Genomic DNA, 16,440 nt, shown 5'->3' on the forward strand with positions numbered 1-16,440 from the left:
GTACGTAAATTTGCAGTAAAACTATTTCAAAGAAACGGTTTTACCCTGGCTTGCGGATTGTTTGGCGGCTTCCAGTATCTGAACGACGGTAACATTAACCGGCAGACCATAAAGATCATTGGTACCCAGGGTTAATCTTCCGCTGACCACCTCAGCCAATACCGAGAACGGGTCGGTATAAGGCGCAGGACGGGGATCCAGTTTTATGGTCTCTTCAGGCGTTTTTTCCTGAAAACGTTGCCTCACAGTGGTTGCGTTAACTGCAACAGCATATCCTTTATTACCATAAACTTCCATGTCCTTCCTTCCAAACGACCAGTTCCAGGAAGCCTGAATGATACATTGCGCTTTGGGGTACTGCAAGACTATCGTTGCCTCGTCGTCCACCTTTTTGTAAATATCCGGTTTGTTCTGATGCGTTACGGCGGTTACCGTGAGGGGCTTTTCACCCTTTAATAACCAGGTCATCAGATTGGCCCCGTAACAGCCGAAATCATACAAAGCCCCGGCTCCGTTCTGTACCGGGTCGGTCAGGAAGGCAAAAAATTCATTGCTGGTGCCTATTTCCCGGGGCCCCTGGTGCCCGTCGTTTACCAATACCTTCCGGATATCGCCCAACTTGCCTTCTTTCACCAGATCGTTCACATACTGATTACTGGCGTACCAGGATGTTTCAAAATTGGTAAGTACCTGAACTTTATATTTCTCAGCGAGCTTCTGAATTTCCCTAGCATCTGCATAAGTGGTAGCCAATGGCTTTTCCACCATTACGTTTATCTTTTTGGGCGCACATGCCCTTACCACCGTAATGTGTTCATTGATGGGGCCAAATGCAGAAACGGCATCAGGTTTTGTCTGCTCAAGCATTTTTTCAAGATCTGTAAAAAACAGACTTTTATCCAGCTTGTACTTTTCTATAAATCGTTGGCGCAATACCGGATTTGTTTCATAAATCCCAACCAATTGAATATCTGTTTTTCCCTGACGGTTAAAAATCCAGCCTACATGCCCATGGCTCAGGCCCGCAACCGCCACTCTTACAGGTTTTTGTGCTAAGGCTTCCAGCCCCAGAAAACAAATGAGCAACAACAGGTATCTTTTCATAATTAAGATAGTTTATCTATAATATCCTTGATAACTTCCTGGAAATAAGCGCCATTATAGGGCCCGTACCAACTCATCGTTTTGGTTTCGTACAGATCTCTGTCAAAGTACTGATCATTGGTGATATAACCCGTGTAACCGCCATTGAAACTGGTTATCATCAGATTCAGCCCTTTTGTTTTGGCATAACTATCCAGGCTTGCAACCAGCTCTCCCGAAAAGTCACAGGGCATACCCACCATCAGGATATTACCAATCCTGACTGCTTTTACAAAAACCGGATATTCACCAAATGCCTTTTTAAAGGCCCAGGGCCTGAGGACAAGCCCCATGGTAAGCCTTGGTGAGGGCTCACGTAAGGGCAACGGAAGCGTAATGGATTGAATATTTGCCCTTTCATTCACCCTTTTCAAGGTGTCCCCGGCCAAAATTGACGTTTGCACGCCGTATGCCTGGTTTTTCATTTCATCAAAGTCGTCTGTACCTTTTTCAATCGGGCCCATGCTGCCTACGGCACCGGCCATATACATGGCAAAGTTGTACCTGCCGTTTTCCAGGGAATCTACCAGCACACCCGGATAATCCCTTGAAAGCCGCATATTTTTTGAGTTAATCACCGTTGAATGTGCTGCATAGGAGCTCAGTATAGCCTTTTCACCGTTGCGTCTGGTAACAATGAGGGAACGTATTTCAGGATCAACTTTCCCCTCTTCCCCCACAAGTCTATTGTATATATCAGTGGTATCAATCGCTTCGCTGTAAGATATGTTTGCCGGTTCCAGCTTTTGCCTGGCCTTTACTATAGACTGAAAAATAGCGTCCGCCAGCCGGTCCACAGTTCCCTGGTCATACTTGCCAGAGAAGAAAAGGCCCGCAATTCCGGTTCCCCAACCGCCAACACTATTATGGCTATGCGTCGCTCCAAAATATACCTGATCAAACGGGATCTGTGATTTTGTAAGCCTTTCCTGCAGAATTTTGGTAACGGCCGGAGGTATTATCAGCAGATCCGCCGCCACAATGGCAACTTGCGTGAAACCATTGTCGATCACCATGGTACGTACATACACAGAGTCATGGATGGCTTCATATTGCTTGCCACGCCTGTTTCCGTAACCGGCCATTGGCGTGGGGGTGGCCGGTGTAATATTTACTTTTGCCCAGCCTATCTTTAACTCTCCCGTCACACCAGAGGTATCCGCCACCACCGTACTGATTTCCTTTTTCCATACTTTATAATAGTCCATTTCCTGATATGGCGTTTTGTCCATAGTAGTGATCAGACTGGCCAACAACAGGACGATCAGGAGCAATAAAACACCAATTGCTTTCAGGAGGAATTTCAGGATTTTCATGTAATGTATAAAACAGGATGAGTCTGTAAATATAGACAGATAAAAGTATCGGAAGTAGGTTAAATTACTCGCCTTTGCACAAAACGCCCCAAAACCCGTGGCATGGCTTGGAGCCATGCCACGGGTCCCGCGTACTCTCAAATCACTCCTCTTGCTTTCAGCTCCAGATATTTATTAATTGTATTTACAGAGAGTTGCTGCGGCGGAGTATATATGGCTTGGATGCCATACGTACGGAGTTCGGCCAGGATACGTTTTTTTTCATATTGAAATCTCCCCGCAATCGTTTTCAGGTACAACGCTTCCACATTCGCTGCCGGTTGAGAAACCAGCTCTTTTGTTTCTGTATTTTCAAAAAATATGACAACCAGCATATGATTCCGCGCCATTCTGCGCAGATAAGGCAGTTGGCGCTGCAACGCTTCCAGGGTTTCAAAATTGGTAAACAGCAAAAGCAAACTACGCTGACGGATATGGTACCTGACCGTACTGGCAAGTCTTTCAAAATCCGTTTCAGGGAAAATCGTTTTCTGGTGATACAGCACTTCCAGCAGTTTCTGCAACTGACCGCTACGCCGGTCGGCGGGTACCGTCTGTCCGATTTTATCAGCAAATGTGATCAGTCCGGCTTTGTCGTCTTTCATCAGAGCAATGTTACTTAGCACCAGGGCTGCATTGATTGCATAATCCAGCAAGGTGAGTCCATCAAAAGGAGACTGCATCACGCGCCCTTTGTCGATCAGACAATACACTGGCTGCTGGCGGCTGTCCTGGTACGAATTCACCATTACATCCCCTTGCCGGGCCGTAGCTTTCCAGTTCACTGCACGGGGATCGTCACCGAAAACATATCCCCTAACCTGATCAAACTCCATGGATTGCCCCACCTGGCGGATACGCTTTACACCCACTTCGTTCAACCGGTTGGCAACCGCTAGTAACGAAAACTGCCGCATCTGAAGAAACGAAGGATATACCGGAACTACCTGATGCTGGTCAAAACGGTAGCGCCGCATGAGGAGCCTTAACGGAGAGGAAACAAAAACGTTGATTTTCCCAAAGTCATAGGTACCCCGCTGTACAGGCCTTAATTCGTAATGGATCTGTTGCTGGGCACCTGGCGCCATCTTAGTCAGGAAAAGTACATCCCGGCGCTGAAACTGGTGCGGAATTTCATCCACCACCTCTATATTGATTTTGAAAGCATAATTGTTTTCCAGAAATATCGTCACCGGATTATCGTCTCCATTTGACAATCTTTCTGGAACGTGACGCCTCGCAAAGATCCCTTGCCGGATTCTGAACAAAATGTAAATATCCGCAGCTGTGAATACCAGGCCGAGTATTAAGGCAATATTCATCAGCGGCCATAATACCGGAAAAATATAGGCCCACACATATCCCACAACCAGCACGATCAGCACGACCCAGAAGTTGCGGGAAAAATAAAGAGCGCTGAGAAAATTTTTCAAACCGGCATCAAAAATTATTTAAATCAATTAATTCCTTATTATAGAATCCTTTATCAGCGTGGCACCTCAACCTTTTCCAGTATCTGCTTAATGATATCATCAGGCGTGGAACCTTCCATCTCTCGTTCCGGAGTAAGCATGATGCGGTGCCTCAATACTGGATAAGCCAATTCCTGCACGTCTTCAGGTATGATAAAATCCCGGCCCCGGAGCGCGGCAACAGCTTTGCAGCTTTTCAGCAAAGCAACCGAAGCGCGCGGAGAAGCCCCCAGGAATACTGCCGGATTGGCTCTCGTCTTCCCGACGATCGTCACGATATAGTCCATCAGCTTTTCCTCCACATGAACGGCCAGCACCTTCTCTCTGAGGGCCGCAAGCGTCGCACGGTTCAGGACGGGGATGATCTGATCCAACGCATCATTCAACTGCTTGCGGTGATGATGCCCCTTTAATACCTCCATTTCCTCCGCTGCCGACGGATAGCCAATATTCAGTTTGAAAAGAAACCGGTCCAGCTGTGCTTCGGGAAGGCGGTAGGTACCTTCATGTTCTACCGGATTTTGTGTAGCGATGATCAGGAACGGCTCGCCCAGCAGATAGGTAACGCCATCCACCGTCACCTGGCGCTCTTCCATTACCTCAAAAAGAGCCGATTGCGTTTTCGCAGGAGCCCGGTTCACCTCGTCAACCAGTACCACATTGGCAAATATGGGCCCTCTTTTGAACTCGAATTTTGAACTCTGTAAATGAAAAAGGGACGTACCCAGCACATCAGACGGCATGAGGTCCGGTGTGAACTGAATCCTGCCAAAATCTACATCCAACGTACGCGACAAGGATTTAGCAAGCAGTGTTTTGGCCACACCGGGTACGCCTTCGAGCAGGACATGCCCATCTGCCAGCATTGCTGCCATCATATAGTCGAGCGTCTCCTGCTGACCAATCACCACCTTCCCTACCTCTTCCCTGATCCTGGATATGGCTTCGTTTAAATCGTCCAGTTCAATTCTGCTGGTAAAATCCATTTTCTCTTTATTAAAATCCTGATAATCTTTTTCCTAATATCCTTTGCTAATTCTTTCATAGAACTTTTCCAGCTTTTGGTTTAAATCCATAAGCCTTGTTGCGTTCCAGGGATTGAAATCTTCTGTTTCCAAGGCAAGCGTAAGGTCTTTCAGTTCGCTTTCGTCAATACCACTGCGCATCTTCAACTCCTGGATCAGTTCGTGATCCGTCATGTTTTGAGGATTAATCCCGAAACGTTCCCACACGAACATCTGAAATTGAAAAACCAGCTTTTGAGCCAGGTTATGATGGTTTCCTTTTTTGTAATACATATTCCCGATGGTTTTAACAAACTCTAGGGAAATATTCACAGGCGGATTGATCACCGGAATAATTCGCTGTTTTCTTTTTCCGGCAAAAATCATGTACAGCATCAAGCCGATTATGGTAAGGATATATGCCATTTTCAAAGCGGGCTGGCTGACGATATACCTGAATACCGAACTTTCGTTTTCAAACCTTCCCTGTTTCAGATATTCATCCCAGAGTACAGGCTGCTCGGGTAAATAGGACAACGCAGCAAAGGCATGTTTCCCAAGTTTCTTGTCCAGCACATAATAGTTCGTAAATGCCAGGGGAAGATTGTGCAGGTAAAAATAGCCCTTCCCATAGCCTACGCGGACAAAAACGGGATCATGTTTTTCATTTTCCGCCAAAAGGGTTATCCTTCCACGCCTGATGACCTTCAGGTAATTGGTACCGTCATCTTTTAAGAAAAGGTATCCCTTCGGGTCCTTCAATACCGGATTGACGAAGTTTACAACTTTGGCAGTATCCTTCTTCAGTGTTGGCTCATATGTTTTCGCCTCCAGGCCCAGAACCTGCATCAGGGAATCTTCGAAATAGTAAGCCGAAATAAAAACCGTATTCCCGTCTGCTACGTATTTCAATAGCCTGTTCTGATCGTTTATGTCAATCGTAAAACGGTCAATGATAAAGAGATAAGTACTCCTCTCACTTGAAACACTATCGGCCAGCTGGTTGTAGGGCGGTAGCCTTACACTTTCCAAAGTTTTGTTCCTCGTCAGTGACGGCAGCAGTTTATACAGTACCTCCGTACCAAACGGAATTTTATCCTCATTAGAGTAGGTATCGCTCCAGTCAACCGGCTTGGGACGGTAATATTCAAAGAAGGCATATCCCAGAATGAGGGTAATCAGAGCTATTCCATAACGATCCGGCTTCCATCTCATCTGCGGTTAAGTTTATCCTGAATGGCTGTGGAGAACGATTTCATTTCCAGGAATGCCGACTCATTGATCTGGAAGTCGCCATACCACACAAATTCAAAAAAGCGGGTGAGCCGCACAAAATCATCTCTGAAAGGCTGGCCTGTAAGTTCCTGTACGTAAGTCTGGTTGGTACGGTTAGGACTCCAGTGTATCAGCTGCCTGTTGGCCAGAAATTTAAGAGTTTTAAGATACTGCAGCCTTATTGCCAGTCGGAAATCATGCGCCGACAGGGCTTTGAGTATGGCATCTTCGAAATCAATTTCATGGATATTCTCGTGCCCAACGGTATAATCCGTTGGCTCTGTGGTGCGGGATGCCGGAAAGATAAAGTTCAGCGCTTTTGTTTTATACAGAAAAAACAAAACCAATCCTGCCACCACCGCCATGATTACATACTGCCAGAAGTTCTGATAGGATTTCCCTTGAAAGAAACTATTGATTTTTTGCAATGCCCAGTCTATCCAGCGTAAAAAAGGATTTTCCGGCGGCGGGGATACATCTTCGTAATTATAATCCGAATCGTTTCTGAAATCTTCGATCAATGCCGGTTCAGGGCGCCAGACGTTTACCTTTGCCTGATCTTGGGGTATTGCTATAACCGAATCCTTCTGTGCCAGAACCGTTAACGGCCAGCATAAAACCACCCCCTGGCCTATTAGCAGCCAAATGGCGCGTATCCATGCTGTATAAATATCTTTCCTGCAGCTGACTTGGTTCATTTCCCTTTTTCTTCTAAGTTTTAAAAATGATCAGGATTACCCAGTTGCTCAACATCTGCCCATAAACCGGTACGATCTACTTTTTCCACCAGATTAAAATATTGAAAACCGAGTGATATCCATATCAAGCCCTGCACAAGTGTAGAACCAACAATGGAAAGTACCGAGGAGAAAACCATGATCGGTTTCAAACTGGCGAGTTCTCCGCTCAACCCCAGGGTGTTGAGCATTGTTACGATATAGAGCGGGATCTGAAAAACAAAGGACAGGACTGCACTCACGACTGACATTACAAGTAAAAGCCCGAAAGTGGCCCACCAGTCGGTTTTTACGAGCGCATAACTCCTTTTGAGCGCATCCGTTGCTGATAATCCTTCCCGGATAATACCAAAAAGAAAGAGCTGCAGACAAACCGCTACATAAATACCCGGCAGCACCAATACCAATGTTGCCAGAATTGTGAGTAAGAACGATACAACTGCCGCCGTCAGACCAGTGACCAGGTTTTCGGCGATTTTCTGCCAAACCATAGCCGGAGTGATTGTATACTCTCCTTTTTCATACAGCGTGATATAGGCCACTACCACAGAAAATGACAGAAAAGAAGTAAGCATCGAAAAAACCAAGACAATCAGATAACCGGTGGAAAAGTAGAGTGTAAAATTTTCTCTCATCCCCATACTCCTGGGCAGATCCAGCATATTGGATTGAAACACACCCTGGGCAACACCCGAGAGCAAAGCCGAAGGCCCGGCAATAAAGGCAAGCGCAGCTAACAGAGGCTTAAAATTTTGTCTGGCAAAATCAAAAGTAGTGTTAATCTTTTTACCAAAGTCGCGTTGCTGAAGAAGTTTGATCTGTGGTGTAATCATGATTTTCAAGATATTTGACGATCAGTATGAAATAATCTCCAGGGGTAAATCAGGAAATACCATAGTACAAACGTGGCCGACAAGCCGATGATCAGCAAACTTGCCCACACCGGCATGGTGAGCCTGGTTACAAAGCTTTCGAGAAACCCGGCGGTGATGAAAACCGGCACGAGCCCTATTACCATTTTTAAGCCTGTTTTGGCCCCTGTTCTAAAAGACTGCAGCCTGCCAAATGTACCCGGAAACAATACGCTGTTACCCATATACATTCCCGCTGCGCCCGCCACCACAATGGCAGATATTTCCAGTGTGCCATGAATCCAGATTTTTAATACCGATTCCAGTAATAAGCCTTTTTCATAGAAAAAGTATTGGAAAGCGCCCAGCATAATCCCGTTCTGTAGCAGCATGTACCAGGTCCCGGCAGAGAAAACAACTCCCATCACAAAAGCTGCAAATGAAACCTTAATGTTGTTCACGGTAATCCCCAGAAACATATCCGCCTGAGACTGTGACTTATAAATAGCCAGCGGATCCCCCTTCCTGATATTTTCCAGCGTGGTATTCACGTAACTGTCGCCCAGGATTAGCCGGACAAACGTCTGATCCTTCGAGGCAGACAAAGCTCCTATCAAACCGGCAACAAAGAAAACCAAAAAAGCGTACAGCAGATATTTCCTTGCCTTGAAATAAATCATTGGCAGTTCAAAAATCCAGAAGGTTTTGATCCTGCCACGGTCTTCGGGCCGGTTGGTATATAACTTCCGGTGAATTTGCGCCGTGAGCCCGTTGAGATATTTCAGAACCGCGGAGCCCGGGTAGAATGTACGGGCGTAAGAAAGATCGTCCGTCAGACTGATAAATCTTAAGGTAAGTTCATCGGGATCGTCTGTGGGATACTCCTCATACGACCGCCACCTTTCGGAATTGCGCTTCAAAAAAACTGCCTCACGCATAGGAATCTGAAAGTGTATTGGAAAGTTTTGGCTTTTGGCTTATTTTCCCGCAATATAATTTAAAATTTTACCTTCCAAACTTTTGTCACCGCAATGGGCTTACAAATTGATACTGCACAGAACGTAGGAGTAGAATATGAAACAGCAAGCGTTGGGGACCGGATACTGGCACAGCTGATCGACTATGCCCTCTATTTTCTGTGGATACTGGCCGTGGCAGGGCTAACGGCACTGCTTGCAGAAGATGACGGAGGAGAATCCACGGTTTGGTATGTCATCGGCGGTATCATGCTTCCAATTATGTTTTGCCCCCTGTTGTGCGAATATTTTCTAAACGGCCAGACATTAGGAAAATTAGCGCTTAAAATTAAGGTAGTAAGTATGGACGGAAGCAAAGCCACCCTGGGTGCCTATTTGCTTCGCTGGCTGATGAACATCATTGACATCTCTTTGTTTTCGGGTGTGGTGGCTATGATCACCATTATCGTTAACGGAAAAGGACAAAGACTGGGAGATATTGCTGCGGGGACGACGGTGGTTAAGATTAATCCAAGCATTAAACTGTCGGATATTCTTCATAATGAGCTGCCCATTGATTATCAGCCGGTTTATCCAAATGCAGGCCAGCTGTCCGACAAGGACGTCAGAACCATCAAAAAAGTACTCCTCAGTGACAATCCCGAACTGATACTGGCCACTTCTGCCAAATTACAGGAGTTACTTGATGCACGTTATATAGGTCCGGACGAAGAATTTCTCAATATAATTCTGAACGACTACCATTATTTTGCAAATCAGGAAACGGTCTGACTTCCGTCAACAATTTCTTAAATAAAACATTAACGTTCCGTACATACCGCTCCCGTGTGGAAGAAGAGCGGTATGCAACGGAACAGAGTCTGTAAAAGTTTATTGCAGGTCCTTTTGACTCAGTTCTACGCGGGGCGGCAAAAGTTTGTAAAGAACAGGCGTCACGATCCGGGAAAGCAAAGTGGAGCTGACCAGCCCGCCGATCAGCACCCATGCCAGCGGGGAATACAGTGGGTTTCCTTCTATAGCCAGCGGAATAAGTCCGCCAATCGCCGTTAACGAAGTAAGTACAATTGGAACGAACCGGATCTCCCCTGCTTCTTCAATAGCCTCCACCAGCGACATTCCCTCGGCACGCAGCTGGTTGGTAAAGTCTACCAGCAGGATACTGTTTTTTACCTCAATCCCAATGAGGGCAATGAGCCCTATAATGGCCACAAAAGACAAGGGATATCCAACAAGATACAGCGCACACAAAGCACCAATAATGCCGAGCGGTATAACCGACAGTACGATAAGGGAGCTTTTGAATGTACCGAATTCAAGTATCAGAACGCCCAGAAAGCCAAAGGCTGTAATAAGAATAATGGTACCCAGCCCGCCAAAAGATTTTTCCCGGGCTTCCAGTTCGCCAGCGGCCTTATAGTAAAAGCCTTTTGGGAATTTTTCCTTTTCCAGCCTGGCGATCACCTGATTGTAAACATCATCCACGAGGTATCCCTTCTTTACATAAGCCGATACCGTCACATAACGGTTCTGGTCGTAATGGCGGATCTGGTTCACGCCACTTTCAAACTGGAGGTCGGCGATCTGCCGCAAGGGAACCGACACGCCCGTTCTTGTATTCACATATAAATTGTTGAGCACGCTCTGGTCGGCAACTTTTCCTTTTGGCATCGTAACATTCATGAGATAGTCATCCCCCGACTCATCTGTAAAAGTGCCGATGTTTAACCCTGCTACGGCCAGCCGTATCGTCTGGTTCACATCCGCAATGGAAATGCCCAGCATACTGGCCTTTTCCTTATTGATTTTTACCCGTAAGTCCGTCTTACGGTTTGCAAGCGGGTTATTGACGTAAATCGTCCCAGGTGTTTGTTTAAGTGTTTTTTCAATGTTCCCTGCAAGCCGGCGGAGTTCTTCCAGGTCTTCTCCGAAAATCCGGATGGCAATGGGTGCCTCCGTATTGGGTCCCTGCTCAAAATCCTTTACTTCAACACGGGCATTCGGAACCATACCGAACCGGTGGCGAAGGTCTTCGATAATCTCTTCTTTTTGAGCCGGTTTCATATCTTTCAGCTGCACAAAAAATTCTGCATAATTGGTTGACTCCGAGCGTTGAATCACGTTATAGTAAATCCTGGGATTACCCTTACCAATATTTGCGGTACTGTATAATACCTCGGGAACCTTCTTTAACTCGCCTTCCACATACCGGGCCACACGGTCGGTTTCTGTAAGCGCTGTACCTTCCGGTGTTTCAACGGAAATAAGGAACATCGGCTTTTCAGATTTTGGGAAAAGGGAAAATCCGATCACTTTGGGAATACCAAGAGAGGCTGCAAACAATAGAACCGCCACAACCAACGTCGGTAATGGGTGCAGAAGTGCCCAGTGCAGCAACCGGCTGTACGATCCGCTGATCAGTTTTTTTAAACCACGCAGAAAAAAATTACCTTCAGGATTATGAGATTCTTTTAAAAGCCTGCTGCTCAGGAACGGAACAATGGTCAGAGATACCACCATCGAAGCCAGAATAGTCATTGTTACCGCCATCGGAAGACTTCGGATAAAATCACCAGAAGCCTCCGGCAAAAAATTGAGAGGCAGAAAAGCCAGGATAAGCGCAACCGTACAACCGATTACGGCCAGTGTAATCTGCTTTGTTGCCTTCACAGCCGCTATTCGTTTGGGATAACCACTGCGCATCCATCTTTCTATATTTTCTACCACCACAATGGAGTCGTCCACCAGGATTCCCAATGCCACAATCAAACCTACAATACTCAGCTGGTTAATACTGAATCCAAGGAAATCAATTGCCGCCAAACCCATTGCCAGCGATAGCGGTATCGATATCATCACCACCAAAGCAGCCCGGAAACCCAGCGGCAACAAGGTAAGTGATACCAGGAAAATTGCAATGGCAAAGTCTTTGGCAAAACGGCTGAGGCGCTTGCTCACGCTTTCGGCCTGGTCAAAACTTTTTACCAGCTTGATATGAGGCGGCAATGTTCCGGCAAACTGCTCAACTACCGGATTGAGCAGTTTGCCCACATTTTCGATATTCTGGCCTTCCTTTTGCGCCGCAGTTACCAGCACACTTCTGTGCCCATTCAGGCGGGTGATATGAGATTCATCGGCATAGCCATATTCCACCGTTGCGATATCTTTCAGGTATATCACTTTTTGAGAAGATGTGCCATTTCCTGTGGAAGAAACAACCGTATTCCCGATTTCGGCGATCGACTGATAGTCTCCCGAAGTTTTGATATTGAATTTCCTGGATCCGGCCTGGATACTACCACCAGGAATATTATAATTTTCTGCCTGCAGTGCCCCTATCAACTGATTAACAGGCACTTTTTCCAAAGCCATTTTCTCAAGATTCAGCGAAATCCGGACGGTATTCTCGGGATATCCCCAGTCCTCCACTGTTTTCAGGCTTTTCACCTTGGCGAGGTCGTCTTTCAGTTTATCGGCATAGTCTCCCAGTTCCTTGTTCGATGCCGTTTCAGATACCAGTGCCACCTGCACAATGTTGACGTCAGTAGGCGAAAAGCGGCGGATTTCGGTACTAAAAATATCCTGTGGCAATTCTTTCTGAAGCGCCCCTACCTCACGTACCAGTTCCTGGTATTTCTCGTCCGGATCTTCGCTGTAATCATATTCAATCACTACCACCGCGAGGCCATCGTCAACATTGGTTTTCATGTTGTTGATATTATCCAGTGCATTCAGCCGCTTTTCTACCTTGTCTACCACCAGTTCTTCCATGTCCAGCGCGTCTGTTCCCGGATAAACGTAGACAATGGCAAAAGACGGCGCGAAAAACTCCGGATCCTCGCCACGAGGCATATTCAGCAAAGAGTTGAGTCCCAGTGCCACTACACCTATGAACATCACCAGCATAAACTGCCAGTTTTTAACACTGAATTCTGAAATATTCATTTTGATTTAAGTATTTTTGTGTAAATCCGACATCCATATGGAAACCTTACTTGTTACTATCCGGGACAACGCGGACATTAAAAAAATAGAAAAAGCGCTTCACGAGATTGATGGGATTTCAGTTGTAAAAAGGTTACTTGCCATTGACGAATCAAACCTGTTGTCAGAACCGTCGCTCTCTGAAGAATGGGAAAGTGAAGAGGATCAGCGGTGGAATAACTTAATCTGATCTCATGCCAACTTACAAACAGGGGGACATCGTAGCCGTTCTTTTCCCTTTTACCGACATATCCCAATCTAAAAGGAGACCGGCTGTGGTCATTTCGAACGATAGCGTTAATCATACGGGAGATTATCTTCTGGTACAAATCACCAGCCAGATGAAGCAAGACGGACTCTCTACACCTCTTCAAATCGGTGACTTTATTGGCACCGCATTGCCATTGGTTAGTTTTGTTCGTATTCATAAGATTTTTCTATTGAATGAATCCCTTATTTCACACCGAATCGCGTCCGTCACTCCTTCATTTATAGGGCAGTTGATCGCAAGGATCACTCAACTGATCAGATAGCTTATCAAATTCCCTAACCCCTACTTTCTCACTTCCACTTTCGAATTTTCTGTTAAAAAAGCGGAGCCTGCGGTGATCACCTCCGAAATACCGTCCAGTCCCTCAGAAATAAGTACCTTATCGCCATCCAGATAACCGATTGTTACGGGAATCCGTTTTGCTCTGTTTTCAACATTTACATACACAAAGCCCTGCTTGCCATTCCCTTCTAAAAGCGCCTCCACAGGAATAATCCAGTAATTGCTGCTTTTGGAGGGCGTGATTCCAACTTTTGCATACAGCCCCGATGCCAGCCTTTTTCCGGCCGGATCTATGCTGATCTCAATCTCATAGAGCTTGCTCACGGGGTCCGCAGCCTGTGCGAAATTGCTTACCTTTCCGGTAAAAGGTTCATTGGGATATGCGTCCAGATTCACGGTGGCTTTGTCTCCCATTTTCAGCCGAGCCCAGTCTTTATCCGAGACTCCGATCCTGACTACCCAATCGTTTTTCCGGTTTGACGTGATTATAATACCGGGATTTCCAGGCCCGGTAAGCTCCCCTTCGTTGATCAGCTTGTCGGTAACCGTTCCATCTATAGGTGAAATGATCCTGGAATAGGACTGGTTGAATTTCGCAATGTTCAGGTTTTGCTTTGCTACATCATAACCGGTTGTTGCATTCTGTACCTGTTCCAGGGTTGCCGCAGTGTCCTTTAACATATTCTGAACACGGTGTAAATCCCGTTCCGATTTTTCGGCAGAATACTGCGCCTGGTTCACCTGAGCATCTATTTCGGTTTGATCCAGCATGGCCAGCAACTGCCCCTTACGGACCGTTTGCCCCTCCTTTACAAAAATCTTGCTGACAATCCCGCCGATCTTAAAGGACAGCCGTGCTTCCTCTGCCGACGCTACCGTACCCGACACCCTCACTAATTCGCTTCTGCTCGCTGCCTCCACTCTGGACAGCTTTACCGGAACTACGGTTTCATCTGCCATTGCAACATCTTGCTGCTTCGCCTCCTTGCCGCAACCAGCCAGTAATATCGCCAGTATCAGAACGGAAATATGTATTTTCATAGGATGTAATATTTTGAATTTCAGAATATCGTATTCAACAAACGGCTCCTATCAAGAGATGTAAGCTAAATATGACTGTATTATATAACCCGAGTCCCCAGCTTTTCCACTTTATGTAACCAGGAAGTCCTGAATGATTCGGTCGACAAACGTAGCGGTCCTATCGTGGTAGTTCTGACAGGTTTAATCCCACAAAACTCAAGTGTCATTTTCTTCATAGCATGGTACCCAGGTCTGCCGTTGACAAGCCAGTAATACCAGGCTGGCTGATCCAGCGTATTGATGATCCGTGCACTTTTACCCGTCAGGAGTTTGTCCCACCACAACGAATTCTCACGCCGGGCAAAGGCAAAGCCGGGCAGAAAAACCCTATCAATAAACCCTTTCAGCAAAGCAGGAAGGCCTCCCCACCAGATGGGGTATACCCAAACGATATGTTCAGCCCAGGTAATTAACTGCTGTGCGTCCAAAAGATCCTTTTCCAGGTCGGTACGTTTTCTGTAACCGAAGCCAAGATTCGGGTTGAACTCAAGGTTTGCCAGGATAATTTCCCTAACCTCTGCACCCGCTCTTATTGCTCCTTTCTTATAGGCGTTTGCGAGTGCGCTACTATAACTCTCCTTATCCGGATGTCCGTTAATGATCAGTACTTTTTTCATGGTTCGGCAACAATTTTATTTAACATCGCTTTTTTAACGAATGTCTCGTAACGCGTTACCGAAAGCTGTAACTGTGCTGTCAATACGTCGTTGCGCGCTTTGATATATTCAATCAATAAAAGATTCCCATTCCGGTAACGGCTGTCCACGATCTTAAAATACTGCCCGGCATTTAATACGCCGCTTTCGGCCACCTGCTGCGCTTCCATGCCCGCCGCGAAATCGTAGTAAGCCTGGGTTGCCTGCAACTCAATTTGCTTCTCCACTTCCGTTTGTTTTGTTTTCAGCAGCTCAGTCTGGATTTTCGCCTGCTGAATTTTCGACTTACGCTCATATCCCTTGAAGATATCCCAGGTCATCCCTGCCTGTACGATGGCATACTCCTGGCCTTTAAAAGTATATCCATATCCCTGGAAGCCAGCATTTCCACCAATGAAAAGCGAAGGCCAGTAAGCTGCCCTTTCCTGTAGGAGAACGGCCTGACGGGATGCTTCAATGGATTGGTCCAGCTGTTTTAATTCCTGCCTGTTGGCAAGTGCATGGTCGGCAAGTTGTGTCAAATTAGTTAAGCTACCTTCCGCAGGGCCTCGGGTCAGCAGAAGCGTATCCGCCAGAATTGGGTCGGTAAGATTTCGGTTCAGCAGAAAATTAAAATAGGCTTTCGCTACCTCATTGTTTTTCTCTGCCTCCACCAGTTGCTGTTTCAGTTTACTCACTTCATATTCCGACGAAAACAGGATATCGCGGGTGGCGGTATGATTGGCAACCAGCTTTTTATTCAAACTGACCAGTTCATGGAGTACCTTTAATCCATTTTCATATATTCTGATGGCTTCGACAGACTGAAGATATTGGTAATAGGCCGTTTCAATATTATACCTCAGCTCATTTTCAATCACCTTCCGCTTTGCTTCCTGGGCAGACAACAAACTTTTCTGAATGAGATAGTTATACTTTATTTCGGGATTATATACCGATAACTTAAAACTGATTTTGGTATCATGAAAATTGGTGGGTGCCAGCAGCTCATTCACGTTTTCAATGTTGGTAGGAAACTGATTACTTCCCGTTAATTCATTGAGCGTTTTGTAAGCAGGATTAAGCAGATCGCCAACCGGGAAACTCAGTCTGCGCCCGCCTGCGGCATAGGAATAGGTAGGCGCAAATGTTACCGAGGGATAGAACAATGCTTTTGCCTGCCTGATCGCCTCGGTTGCTTTCCTGATTTCGAGCGATTCCTGTTTCAGCGAAAGATTGTTCTGGAGACCCTCATAGACATACGTTTCCAACAGGGCCGACTGCTGCGACCAGGCCTCCTGAGCAAAAAAACAAATAAAGGGAACGATCAGTATCTTGTAACCATAGTTCATAGAATGAACACCGTTTAGTGAA

At 46.2% G+C, this 16,440-nt stretch carries 15 protein-coding genes; 3 read left to right on the forward strand and 12 right to left on the reverse strand.

Annotated elements, in window-relative coordinates; all coding sequences use genetic code 11:
• Positions 1-21 precede the first annotated feature (21 nt).
• From KOE27_RS19220 to KOE27_RS19255, 8 genes are all read right to left on the reverse strand, one after another.
• A complete protein-coding gene (locus KOE27_RS19220) occupies positions 22-1,104 on the reverse strand; it encodes a Gfo/Idh/MocA family protein (RefSeq protein WP_215240431.1) in 1,083 nt (360 codons plus the stop codon).
• Positions 1,105-1,106: 2 nt separating this feature from the next.
• The gene (locus tag KOE27_RS19225; RefSeq protein WP_215240432.1) at positions 1,107-2,459 is read right to left on the reverse strand and encodes a neutral/alkaline non-lysosomal ceramidase N-terminal domain-containing protein; all 1,353 of its coding nucleotides are present in this window, start codon (positions 2,457-2,459) and stop codon (positions 1,107-1,109) included.
• 137 nt (positions 2,460-2,596) lie between these two features.
• Positions 2,597-3,931, reverse strand: a complete 1,335-nt coding sequence (locus KOE27_RS19230) for a DUF58 domain-containing protein (RefSeq protein ID WP_229252836.1) — start codon at positions 3,929-3,931, stop codon at positions 2,597-2,599.
• A 53-nt stretch (positions 3,932-3,984) separates the two neighbouring features.
• Positions 3,985-4,956 (reverse strand): AAA family ATPase, encoded by a 972-nt coding sequence (locus KOE27_RS19235; RefSeq protein WP_215240433.1) that lies wholly within the window; start codon positions 4,954-4,956, stop codon positions 3,985-3,987.
• Positions 4,957-4,989: 33 nt separating this feature from the next.
• On the reverse strand, positions 4,990-6,189 hold the full coding sequence (locus KOE27_RS19240; protein ID WP_215240434.1) for a DUF4350 domain-containing protein: 1,200 nt from the start codon (positions 6,187-6,189) through the stop codon (positions 4,990-4,992).
• On the reverse strand, positions 6,186-6,947 hold the full coding sequence (locus KOE27_RS19245; RefSeq protein ID WP_215240435.1) for a DUF4129 domain-containing protein: 762 nt from the start codon (positions 6,945-6,947) through the stop codon (positions 6,186-6,188). Before KOE27_RS19245 ends, KOE27_RS19240 begins: the two co-directional genes overlap by 4 nt.
• Before the next feature lie 20 nt (positions 6,948-6,967).
• On the reverse strand, positions 6,968-7,819 hold the full coding sequence (locus tag KOE27_RS19250) for a hypothetical protein (protein WP_215240436.1): 852 nt from the start codon (positions 7,817-7,819) through the stop codon (positions 6,968-6,970).
• Positions 7,820-7,824: 5 nt separating this feature from the next.
• Positions 7,825-8,775 (reverse strand): stage II sporulation protein M, encoded by a 951-nt coding sequence (locus KOE27_RS19255; protein WP_215240437.1) that lies wholly within the window; start codon positions 8,773-8,775, stop codon positions 7,825-7,827.
• A gap of 93 nt (positions 8,776-8,868) precedes the next feature.
• Between KOE27_RS19255 and KOE27_RS19260 the strand changes: the two genes are divergently transcribed.
• Positions 8,869-9,585, forward strand: coding sequence for an RDD family protein (locus KOE27_RS19260; RefSeq protein WP_215240438.1), 717 nt, complete (start codon positions 8,869-8,871; stop codon positions 9,583-9,585).
• Positions 9,586-9,684: 99 nt separating this feature from the next.
• Here KOE27_RS19260 and KOE27_RS19265 read toward each other — a convergent pair whose 3' ends face one another.
• Positions 9,685-12,756 (reverse strand): efflux RND transporter permease subunit, encoded by a 3,072-nt coding sequence (locus KOE27_RS19265; RefSeq protein WP_215240439.1) that lies wholly within the window; start codon positions 12,754-12,756, stop codon positions 9,685-9,687.
• 37 nt (positions 12,757-12,793) lie between these two features.
• On the opposite strand from KOE27_RS19265, the gene KOE27_RS19270 reads away from it, so the two are divergent.
• On the forward strand, positions 12,794-12,985 hold the full coding sequence (locus tag KOE27_RS19270) for a hypothetical protein (RefSeq protein WP_215240440.1): 192 nt from the start codon (positions 12,794-12,796) through the stop codon (positions 12,983-12,985).
• A 4-nt stretch (positions 12,986-12,989) separates the two neighbouring features.
• Positions 12,990-13,328, forward strand: a complete 339-nt coding sequence (locus tag KOE27_RS19275; protein WP_215240441.1) for a type II toxin-antitoxin system PemK/MazF family toxin — start codon at positions 12,990-12,992, stop codon at positions 13,326-13,328.
• A 20-nt stretch (positions 13,329-13,348) separates the two neighbouring features.
• On the opposite strand, the gene KOE27_RS19280 is transcribed toward KOE27_RS19275, so the two are convergent.
• The 3 genes from KOE27_RS19280 to KOE27_RS19290 form a co-directional block, all read right to left on the reverse strand.
• A complete protein-coding gene (locus tag KOE27_RS19280; protein WP_215240442.1) occupies positions 13,349-14,389 on the reverse strand; it encodes an efflux RND transporter periplasmic adaptor subunit in 1,041 nt (346 codons plus the stop codon).
• An 80-nt stretch (positions 14,390-14,469) separates the two neighbouring features.
• Positions 14,470-15,048 (reverse strand): NAD(P)H-dependent oxidoreductase, encoded by a 579-nt coding sequence (locus KOE27_RS19285; RefSeq protein ID WP_215240443.1) that lies wholly within the window; start codon positions 15,046-15,048, stop codon positions 14,470-14,472.
• The gene (locus KOE27_RS19290; RefSeq protein ID WP_215240444.1) at positions 15,045-16,418 is read right to left on the reverse strand and encodes a TolC family protein; all 1,374 of its coding nucleotides are present in this window, start codon (positions 16,416-16,418) and stop codon (positions 15,045-15,047) included. Before KOE27_RS19290 ends, KOE27_RS19285 begins: the two co-directional genes overlap by 4 nt.
• Between the last annotated feature and the right edge of the window lie 22 nt (positions 16,419-16,440).

This window comes from Dyadobacter sp. CECT 9275, from assembly GCF_907164905.1.
Classification (GTDB): domain Bacteria; phylum Bacteroidota; class Bacteroidia; order Cytophagales; family Spirosomataceae; genus Dyadobacter; species Dyadobacter helix.